General features: G+C 57.1%; 8 protein-coding genes. 5 read left to right on the top strand and 3 right to left on the bottom strand.

What is annotated here, in order from left to right:
- The first annotated feature begins 119 nt into the window (after positions 1-119).
- The 4 genes from ycgZ (at position 120) to fdhF (ending at position 3333) form a co-directional block, all read left to right on the top strand.
- Complete coding sequence (gene ycgZ, locus INF68_RS05925; RefSeq protein ID WP_045401442.1) at positions 120-359, top strand: regulatory protein YcgZ; 240 nt, start codon at positions 120-122, stop codon at positions 357-359.
- 4 nt (positions 360-363) lie between these two features.
- On the top strand, positions 364-684 hold the full coding sequence (locus INF68_RS05920; RefSeq protein ID WP_059446642.1) for a hypothetical protein: 321 nt from the start codon (positions 364-366) through the stop codon (positions 682-684).
- A 28-nt stretch (positions 685-712) separates the two neighbouring features.
- Positions 713-991, top strand: a complete 279-nt coding sequence (locus INF68_RS05915; protein WP_023311323.1) for a biofilm/acid-resistance regulator YmgB/AriR — start codon at positions 713-715, stop codon at positions 989-991.
- A 191-nt stretch (positions 992-1182) separates the two neighbouring features.
- A complete protein-coding gene (gene fdhF / locus INF68_RS05910) occupies positions 1183-3333 on the top strand; it encodes a formate dehydrogenase subunit alpha (RefSeq protein WP_126786161.1) in 2151 nt (716 codons plus the stop codon).
- 88 nt (positions 3334-3421) lie between these two features.
- Here fdhF and INF68_RS05905 read toward each other — a convergent pair whose 3' ends face one another.
- The 3 genes from INF68_RS05905 to INF68_RS05895 form a co-directional block, all read right to left on the bottom strand.
- The gene (locus INF68_RS05905) at positions 3422-3616 is read right to left on the bottom strand and encodes a YdiH family protein (RefSeq protein WP_003857766.1); all 195 of its coding nucleotides are present in this window, start codon (positions 3614-3616) and stop codon (positions 3422-3424) included.
- An 85-nt stretch (positions 3617-3701) separates the two neighbouring features.
- On the bottom strand, positions 3702-4112 hold the full coding sequence (gene menI / locus INF68_RS05900; RefSeq protein ID WP_032639904.1) for a 1,4-dihydroxy-2-naphthoyl-CoA hydrolase: 411 nt from the start codon (positions 4110-4112) through the stop codon (positions 3702-3704).
- Positions 4109-7165, bottom strand: a complete 3057-nt coding sequence (locus INF68_RS05895) for an FAD-binding and (Fe-S)-binding domain-containing protein (protein ID WP_193525279.1) — start codon at positions 7163-7165, stop codon at positions 4109-4111. The genes menI and INF68_RS05895 overlap by 4 nt, the downstream gene beginning before the upstream one ends.
- Positions 7166-7364: 199 nt before the next feature.
- Here INF68_RS05895 and ydiK point away from each other — a divergent pair, with 199 nt between their 5' ends.
- A complete protein-coding gene (gene ydiK / locus INF68_RS05890) occupies positions 7365-8480 on the top strand; it encodes an AI-2E family transporter YdiK (protein WP_047061642.1) in 1116 nt (371 codons plus the stop codon).
- Positions 8481-8624 lie beyond the last annotated feature (144 nt).

The raw sequence follows: 8624 nt of genomic DNA, 5'->3' as shown, positions 1-8624 counted from the left end.
AATTTATAAAATATATCGAAAAAAATTTAAAAAATTGTACATTTTCTATGTACAGATTTTGAAATTATGTATACCTTAAATGTAACGTTACTGATTACAAAATTTTACAGGAGCGAAACATGCAGCAGAAAGGTTACGTCGCAGATTCCGCAGCAGCAATCGCACAGTACTTCGATAAAGCCGTGCTTCCTACCCAGCAGGAGACGCTGGGCCAGGTGGTTGTTGAAATTCTCAGCGACGGGCGAAATCTGAATCGCAAATCGCTTTGTACAAAATTGCTCAGCCGCCTCGAAAAGGCCGATGGCCCGGAAGAGGAAGAGCATTACCACAAGCTGCTTGGTCTGCTCTTCGAACGGTAAGGATATGAAGAGCAGTAACGCAGACAAACTGATCGACACGCTTATCGGCGAAGCCGTTCTCTCTCTTTTGAAAGAGCGGGGACCGGTAACAACCGAAGGATTGCTTCAGCGTCTGCGGATCATGAAAGAACATGAAAAGGATCCCCGGCGGCGGGAGACACTTGCGGTGGTGATTGCCGAGATCGGCTCAAACAGCACCGCCTTTACACGTCGCAGAACCGCGCAAGGACGAACGAAAAGAGAGGGACCTCTCAACGATAACCGGGACAATGTTGTGCCGTTGTTTGGAAGTGGAAAACCGTCCGATCCAAAGAAAATACATTGACTGCAATTAACAGCTACGGTGAGAACAAATGAGACAAAATATTCAGCTTCAACCCGAATATCATTCTGCGTTTTTAGACAGTGCGCTGTCGGAATACTTCCGTCACGCAGGCGATCGTTTTGCTGAAGAGTCCGCTGTTTTTTCTACTGCAGTACGCTGTGTTCTGGCCTCCGAAGGTCATCTGTCCAATAAAGCGATTATCCTCTGGCTCATTCAGACGCTGGAAGCCACTCACGACGTGGTTCAGGCGGATGTGATTCGCAAAACGCTGGAAATTGTCGTGGGCTACACCATGGACGACCTGTAATTTCACGGCCACTCATCCTGCTTTCGTGTCATCGTCAAAACTGACGAATGTTCTGACGATGACACGCGCCTTCCCCGCTTAACACCCTGTTAAACCAGCAAAGCCAACCTGGCACGGTTCCTGCTTACCTCTGCTTACGGGACTGGGTTTTCCAGTCAACTTTGCTTCATTTCTTAACAGGTCTGTTATTGATGAAAAAGATCGCCAGCGTCTGCCCCTACTGCGGTGCAGGCTGTAAATTAAACCTTGTCGTTGAAAATAACCGTATCATCCGTGCCGAAGCCGCAGAAGGCGTCACAAACCAGGGCACCCTGTGTCTGAAAGGCTTTTACGGCTGGGACTTTCTCAACGATACCCGTCTGCTCACCCCGCGACTGACCCAGCCGATGATCCGCTACCATAAAGGCGAGGCATTCACCCCCGTTACCTGGCAAGAGGCTATCCGCTACACCGCGCACAGGCTCAGCAGCATTAAAGCGCAGCACGGGCCGCGGTCGATCATGACCACCGGATCCTCTCGCGGAACCGGCAATGAAACAAACTATGTGATGCAAAAATTTGCCCGCGCGGTGCTGAACACCAACAACGTGGACTGCTGCGCGCGCGTCTGTCACGGCCCTTCCGTGGCCGGTTTACAGGAGACGCTCGGCAACGGCGCGATGAGCAACTCAATCAACGATATTGAAAACTCAAAATGCCTGCTGGTGTTTGGCTATAACTGCGCGGACTCCCACCCCATCGTCGCCCGGCGCGTGCTGAAAGCGCGTGAAAACGGCGCAAAAATTATCGTCTGCGATCCGCGGCGCATTGAAACGGCGCGCATTGCCGACCAGCATCTGCAGCTGAAAAACGGCAGCAACATGGCGCTGGTAAACGCCTTTGGCTACGTACTGCTGGAAGAGGAGCTCTACGACAAAAGCTACGTGGCGCGCTTTACCGAGGGGCTTGAGGCCTATCGCCAGACGGTGAAAGACTATGCGCCGGAGAAGGTTGAGCATCTTACCGGCATTCCCGCCCGCGACGTTCGCCAGGCGATGCGCACCTTCGCGGCGGCCCCTTCCGCCACCGTGATGTGGGGGATGGGCGTGACCCAGTTTGGTCAGGCCGTGGATGTGGTTAAAGGGCTTTCCAGCCTGGCGCTGCTGACCGGCAACCTCGGGCGCCCTGCCGTCGGCGTCGGGCCGGTGCGCGGACAAAACAACGTTCAGGGCGCCTGCGATATGGGCGTTCTGCCGAATATGTTCCCGGGCTATCAGGATGTGACCGATCCGGCGGTCAGGCAGAAGTTTGCCGATGCCTGGGGAATTGACGTCAATAAAATGGACGATCGGGTCGGAACGCGCATTACCGAGGTGCCCCATCTGGCGCTGGAAGGCAAGGTCAAGGCCTACTACATCATGGGGGAAGATCCGCTTCAGACCGAAGCCGATCTCGGTCTCGTTCGCAGCGGTTTTGAGGCGCTCGACTTTGTGGTGGTTCAGGACATCTTTATGACCAAAACGGCAGAAGTGGCGGACGTCCTGCTTCCTGCCACCTCCTGGGGTGAACACGGCGGCGTCTTTACCTGTGCCGATCGCGGGTTCCAGCGTTTTGGCAAAGCCATTGAGGCCAGCGGCAACGTGAAGCGCGACTGGGAAATCATCAGCCTGCTCGCCACCGAGATGGGCTACCCGATGCATTATGACGATAACCAGCAGATCTGGGATGAGATGCGCGAGCTGTGCCCGCTCTTCTACGGCGTGACGTATGAAAAAATGGGCGAGATGGGCCACGTGCAGTGGCCGTGCCCGACGCTGGATCATCCTGGAACGCCGTACCTGTATAAAGATAATCAGTTCGACACCCCAACCGGTAAAGGGCAGCTCTTTGCCGCCCCGTGGCGCGCGCCGGCGGAAACTCCGGACGCGGATTTCCCGCTGGTGCTGTGTACGGTGCGTGAAGTGGGGCACTACTCCTGCCGCTCGATGACCGGGAACTGCGCCGCGCTGCAAAGCCTGGCCGATGAGCCGGGCCGGGTGCAAATGAACCCAGCCGATGCGGAAAGGCTGGGCATCTCGGAGGGCCAGCTGGTCTGGGTGCGTTCGCGTCGCGGCAAAGTGATTACCCGTGCCAGCATTAGCGAGCGTATCAACGCCGGGGCGATCTATATGACCTATCAATGGTGGATTGGCGCCTGCAACGAGCTGACCCAGGATAATCTCGATCCCATCTCCAAAACGCCGGAAACGAAGTACTGCGCGGTGCAGCTGGAGGCGATTGAGGACCAGCGCTGGGCGGAGGATTTTGCGGCGTCGGCGTATCAGTCAATGAAGTCGCGGCTTATTAACGCGGTGAATGTTTGAAGACAATGCCGGGTGGCGTCACCGCCGCCCGATACTGAATTTCAGACACAAAAAAGGCCGCACTCGCGGCCCTTTTACTCTCATGTACTCAATGGACGTGAACGCCCAACCGCCAGGCAAAGTAGATCTCTTCTTTCAGTTCATTCGAAGAGAGCGCCAGCAAATCTGTAAATTCCAGCTCAAGCTGTTTCAGCTTTTTCAGGTACTGCGCCGGAGACAGGTTGCTCTTATCGCGACGTAAATATTCAATTGCCAGCTGTGTTGGGGTTATTTCAGTATCCATGATGTCCTCGCTTATGTACAAAACCTGACCAGTATATCACAACAGACTGGCTAGTTTTTGACCAAAGGCAAAACATCTGAAAACTTTACACAACCGCCGTGGTCAGGCGCGACGAGCAGCACAGGCGATCCTGCTCATCGAGAATATCTATCTGCCACACCTGATGGCGGCTTCCGGCGTGCAGCGCGCGGCAAACACCGCGCACGCGCCCGCTGCGCACCGAGCGAATGTGGTTAGCATTCACCTCAAGACCGACAACCTTCTGCTCTCCTTCGGTACAGAGATACCCCGCCACCGAGCCCAGCGTTTCGGCCAGCACGACGGAGGCCCCGCCGTGCAATAAACCAAACGGCTGGTGGGTGCGACTATCGACCGGCATGGTGGCCTCAATTTCATCGTCGCCAATGCGGGTGAACTGGATATCCAGCAGCCCCACCATATTCCCCTCGCCCATGGCGTTCAGCGCCTGCAGCGTCACGGCACGTTTCCAGATCATCCAATTATCTCCAGTAAAGCCTGCAATGGGTGACGCACACCGTTACCTTCTACCCGTTTTACCTGGCTGCGGCAGGAGTAGCCTGTCGCCAGACAGCGGTTTCGCGGCAAACGCTGCATCGCCTGATGCCAGGACAGCTCATAGATGCCGAGCGAGTTGGCGTGGTTTTTCACTTCGTGTCCGTAGGTTCCGGCCATCCCGCAGCAGCCTACGTTGACGCTCTCCAGCTTCGCACCGAAGCGGGCAAAAACGGACGCCCACTGCGCGGGGGCACCCGGCAGCGCGGTCACTTCCGTGCAGTGGCCGAACAGATACCACGGTTCACCGCTGACGTCCTGAACGGCCTTATCTGCCAGCGCCACCGGAAGCCACTCGTGCACCAGCATGACGTTAAAATCGCCGCGCTTATCGCCCAGCGTCTGCTTATATTCATCGCGATAGCAAAGCACCAGCGCCGGATCGACGCCGACCATCGGTATCCCGAGCTGCGCCACGCGGTTTAAGAAGTCAGACGTTTTCTGCGCGGTCTTCGCAAATCGCTTCAGGAAACCCTTAATGTGCTGCGCCTTGCCGTTGGGAGAGAACGGCAGAACCACCGGCTGGTAACCCACCTTCTCCGCCAGACGGACGAAATCGGCCACAACCTGCGCATCGTAGTAGCTGGTGAACGGATCCTGCACCACCAGCACCACCTTTGCTTTTTGCTCTGGGGTGAGCGCCTCCAGCTGTTCGAGGGTCATGTTCGCCGAACGGTGGCCGACAAGCTGGCGCTGCAGAGACGGGACCGACAGCAGCGGGAGATCGACCATGCCGATGTGTTTTTCGGAGAGCTTGCGCACCAGCGGCTGGTTGATAAAGAAGTTGAAGGTCTTTGGCGCCCGCGCCATCAGCGGCGCGTAGCTTTCCACCGTCGCCACCAGATGGTCGCGCACCGGGCGGAGGTATCGGGTGTGGTAAAGCTGCAGGAAACGCGAGCGGAATTCCGGCACGTCGATTTTAATCGGGCACTGGGTGGAGCAGGCTTTACAGGCCAGACAGCCGGACATCGCCTCTTTCACCTCGTGGGAGAAATCGTACTCGCCCTTGTTGGCATGCCAGCTGTTGCGGGTGCGCTCAATCAGCGAGCGCAGGCTGGCCCGTTTTTCCGGCAGCTCCTGCTCCAGCTTGAGCGGATCCACCCCGCGGTCGGCCAGCAGACGCAGCCACTCGCGCACCAGCGTCGCCCGTCCTTTCGGCGAGTGGATACGGTTGCTGGTGATTTTCATCGACGGGCACATCGGGCTTTTCACATCAAAGTTAAAGCACAGGCCGTTGCCGTTGCACTCCATCGCGCCGCGCCAGGACGAGCGCACCGCAATCGGGATCTGCCTGTCGTAGGTGCCGCGCTTGACGGCATCCACCTGCAGCATTGGCGCGTCTACGCCTTCAGGCGGGCAGATTTTACCCGGGTTGAGGCGGTTGTGCGGGTCGAACGCCGCTTTCACCTTACGCAACTCCGCGTAGAGCTGTTCGCCAAAGAATGCCGGACTGTATTCCGCGCGGAACCCTTTCCCGTGCTCTCCCCACAGCAGGCCGCCGTATTTGGCGGTTAAGGCCACCACGTCGTCGGAGATCTGCTTCATCAGGATCTCCTGCTGCGGGTCGCACATGTCCAGCGCCGGACGCACGTGCAGTACCCCGGCGTCGACATGGCCGAACATGCCATAGCTCAGGCCGTGGCTGTCCAGCAGGGCGCGAAATTCCACGATGTAATCCGCCAGATGCTCGGGCGGCACGCAGGTATCTTCGGCAAAGGGAATGGGCTTCGCCGCCCCTTTCGCATTGCCGAGCAGGCCCACGGCTTTTTTACGCATCGCATAGATACGCTCAATCCCGGCCAGATCGTTACAGAGCTGCCAGCCGATCACGCCGCCTTCACCCTGCGCAATCAGCTCATCCAGCCGCTGGCAGAGCGTGGTGACCTGCCGCTCAATCAGCTCCGCATCATCGCCGGCAAATTCCACGATGTTGAGACCGAGCATCTCTTTGTCCGGCACGTCGGTAATGAGGTCGCTCACGGAGTGCCAGACAATATCTTCCCGGGCCAGATTGAGTACCTTAGAGTCGACGGTCTCCACCGACAGCGCCTGCGCTTGCACCATAAACGGCGCATTGCGCAGCGCGGAGTCGAAGGAGTCATATTTGACGTTCACCAGACGGCGCACTTTCGGCAACCGGGTGATATCCAGCCGCGCTTCGGTAATAAACGCCAGCGTCCCTTCGGAGCCGGTTAGCACGCGGGTTAAATCAAACTGGGTCAGGTCATCGTTAAAGACGTGTCGCAGATCGTACCCGGTCAGGAAGCGGTTCAGCCTGGGGAATTTATCGAGAATAAGCTGGCGGTTGTCGCGACAGCGTTCCAGCACGGTGCGATAGATACGACCGCTGGCGGTGTTGTCTTTGCCCAGCGTTTCCGCCAGTTCAACCGGCATCGGTTGGGTATCGAGAATATCGCCGCCCAGCAGCACCGCACGCACGCCCAGCACGTGATCGGAGGTTTTACCGTAGACCAGCGAGCCCTGCCCGGAGGCATCCGTGTTAATCATCCCGCCAAGGGTCGCGCGGTTGCTGGTGGAAAGCTCAGGGGCAAAAAAGTAGCCGTACGGCTTGAGATACTGATTAAGCTGATCTTTGATGACGCCCGCTTCGACCCGCACCCACCCCTCTTCCGGGTTGATCTCAATGATGCGGTTCATATAGCGCGACATATCAACAATGATGCCCTGGTTCAGCGCCTGACCGTTGGTCCCGGTGCCGCCGCCGCGCGGCGTAAAGACCAGCGAGGCAAACCGCTCCTGCGTGGCCAGCCGGGCGATAAGCGCGACGTCGGCCGTTGAACGAGGGAAAACCACGGCATCGGGAAGAAGCTGGTAGATACTGTTATCGGTCGCCATCGTCAGCCTGTCGGCATAGTTCGTGGCGGTATCACCTGTATAACCCTGTTGCTCCAGTGCTTGCAAAAAATTAAGCACCAGCTGAACGACGCCAGGTGCCTGAGAAATCTGTGGGATCATGACCGTCGACCCTAATTAGAGTTGTATGAAATCGTTTGCGTGTATCTTAAAAGTTTTATCACATTTTTTTCTTATAATCTCTGCTGAATTACAGGCAGAATTCGCCTGTTAAAAACCGCTGAGATCATTAATGATTAAAGAGACGCGGTTTTCCGTTCCCGCCAGTCGTACTGGCGTTCTTTTAAGGAAAGTTTCATTTATGGTCAATCTTCGCCAGCCCAGGGATGTTGCGCAAATTTTGCTGTCGGTGCTGTTTCTGGCCCTCATGATTATTGCGTGTCTGTGGATTGTTCAACCCTTTATTCTCGGCTTTGCGTGGGCTGCGACCGTTGTCGTTGCCACGTGGCCTTTGCTGCTGCGCTTGCAGAAGCTGCTGTTCGGCCGCCGCGGGCTCGCCGTGCTGGTCATGACGCTCCTGCTGTTCCTGCTGTTTATTATTCCGATTGCCCTGCTGGTGAATAGCCTGGTGGATTCCAGTGGCCCGGTTATTCGCGCCATTAGCAGCGGTGACCTGACGCTGCCAGATCTCGCCTGGCTGAACAGCATTCCGCTGGTGGGCGCCAAACTCTACAGCGGCTGGCATAGCCTGCTGGAGATGGGCGGCAGCGCGCTGATGGCAAAAGTCCGCCCGTACATTGGCACCACCACCACCTGGTTTGTCGGTCAGGCGGCGCATATCGGCCGCTTTATGATGCACTGTACCCTGATGCTGCTCTTCAGCGCCCTGCTCTACTGGCGCGGCGAGCAGGTGGCTTTAGGCGTTCGTCACTTTGCCACCCGCCTGGCGGGCAAACGCGGTGACGCCGCGGTACTGCTGGCCGCACAGGCCGTGCGCGCGGTTGCGCTGGGCGTGGTGGTCACCGCGCTGGTGCAGGCGGTGCTGGGCGGGATCGGTCTGGCAATTTCCGGCGTACCTTACGCCACCGTGTTCACCGTTGTCATGCTGATGACCTGTCTTGCACAGCTGGGACCGCTGCTGGTGCTGGTCCCCTGCATCATCTGGCTCTACTGGACGGGCGATACCACGTGGGGAACGGTGCTGCTGGTCTGGAGCTGCGTGGTTGGCACCATGGATAACGTGATTCGTCCGATCCTCATCCGCATGGGTGCAGACCTGCCGCTGATCCTGATCCTCTCTGGGGTCATTGGCGGATTGATTGCCTTTGGCATGATTGGCCTGTTTATTGGCCCAGTGCTGCTCGCCGTCACCTGGCGTCTGTTCTCTGCCTGGGTGCATGAAATTCCGCCGCCGGGAACTGACCCGGACGTGATTTTGAGCGAACTGGAAGAGCTGGAAGAGAAGAACACGCATTAAGGTATGCTGCCGGGTGGCGTTAACGCTCACCCGGCCTACACTCTCCCGCATGATACTTAAACGCTGCTAAAGTATTTATTCGTTGCTCACTGGTCAGACCCGCCTTTTCAGCAGTAAGTCTACTAATAACCTCAAGAATTCTTT

The organism is Enterobacter cloacae complex sp. P16RS2, from assembly GCF_014982155.1.
Classification (GTDB): Bacteria; Pseudomonadota; Gammaproteobacteria; order Enterobacterales; family Enterobacteriaceae; genus Enterobacter; species Enterobacter cloacae_M.
This window is presented reverse-complemented; position numbering and strand designations above follow the sequence as displayed.